At 33.4% G+C, this 1453-nt stretch carries 1 protein-coding gene; it reads right to left on the bottom strand.

Annotated elements, in window-relative coordinates:
- Positions 1-35 precede the first annotated feature (35 nt).
- Positions 36-1399, bottom strand: a protein-coding gene (locus ACIQ4I_RS20695; protein WP_403099629.1) for an IS3 family transposase whose coding sequence is annotated in 2 segments (ribosomal slippage) — positions 36-940 and positions 940-1399 — 1365 coding nt in all. Because the reading frame shifts where the segments join, the coding sequence is not laid out codon by codon here.
- Between the last annotated feature and the right edge of the window lie 54 nt (positions 1400-1453).

Here is a 1453-nt window from a genome sequence, read left to right as displayed (position 1 = left end):
TGAATTGACCCCAAAAAGTTAGACATTATATTAAGTTAAGCAGCTATGGAGGATTGAATTCGGTATTGTACCGGACTTAGTCCTTTTAATTTTCTTTTAATACGTTTGTGATTGTAGTATTCGATATAGAGTTCAAGTTCACGCTTGAAGTGAGCCATACTCTCGAATTCTTGCATATAAAATAGCTCAGATTTTAATAGACCGAAAAAGTTCTCAATTACTGCATTATCTAAACAGTTGCCTTTACGAGACATACTTTGGCTAATACCATGTTGTTTTAAGGCGTAAGAGTATTGTTTCATTTGATAATGCCAACCTTGATCCGAATGTAAGACAGGGGCATCTCCTTCGGATAAGCAGTAAAAAGCTTTGTCTAACATTTTCGAAACAAGTTCATATGTAGGACGACTTTGAATATTATAGGCGATAATTTCACCATTAAATAAATCTAGTACAGGGGAAAGATATAACTTTTCACCAAATAAATGAAATTCAGTTACGTCCGTTACCCACTTTTCATTTGGTTTTGTCGCAACAAAATCACGTTTAAGAATGTTTGGTGCAATTTTACCTACATTTCCTTTATAAGAACGGTATTTTTTCATGCGTACAAGCGATTTTAAACCTAATTCCTTCATAAGCCGTTGAACGGTTTTATGATTGATTAGGAAGCCTTGATTATGTAAATCTAATGTTATTCGACGATAACCATATCTTCCTTTATGGTCGTGATATATAGTAGAAATCAACGATTTCACTTCGGCATATTTATCAGGTCGTTCAAAGCGACTTGTCCAGTAATAATACGTACTACGCTTGATAGCGGCAAGCTTTATTAACTCTTTTACACTAAATTGATCCCTTAGTTCATAGATTACTTTCGCTTTGTCTTTCGTTTTAATGTTTCTTTTTCTTGAACTAAGGCATTCAACTTTTTTAGAAATGCATTTTCCATACGTAAACGTTCATTCTCTGCTTGTAATGCCTCCAAAGAACCTTCTTCAAAGATTTGATTCTTAGTTTTTTTAGGATTGTATTTCTTCAACTTTTTATGCCCCTTTTCCTTAAGAATGAGGGAATCTACCTTTTCATTTCCAAGACTAATTCGCCATTTTCTAATTGTACCTGGAGTAGGTAAATTAAAGTGTACTGCAGTCTCTAAAGAAGACAACCCATTCTCGTTCATATAATTGAGTATGTATAGTTTATCTTCAAAAGTATAACGTGTATAGTCCTTTTTAAGAGATTCTGATCCATGGAAATGATATTTTTCAATCCAAAAATTAAGCATTTCAGTAGTAGTTAAATTGAGTGATTTAGCAATTGAAGTAAGGCTTTCATCACCCTTTTCAAAACGAAAAATCGCATCTATCTTCTGTTCAAAAGTAATTCGTGCCATAAAAAAGGCACCTCCAAATGTTAGATTTGTGTCTAACATTTGGGGTGCAGATCA

Origin of the sequence: Rummeliibacillus sp. NPDC094406, assembly GCF_044763875.1 — a bacterium.
Classification (GTDB): Bacteria; Bacillota; Bacilli; order Bacillales_A; family Planococcaceae; genus Rummeliibacillus.
Note: the sequence above shows the minus strand (reverse complement) of the source record. Positions and strands in the feature narration are given on the sequence as shown.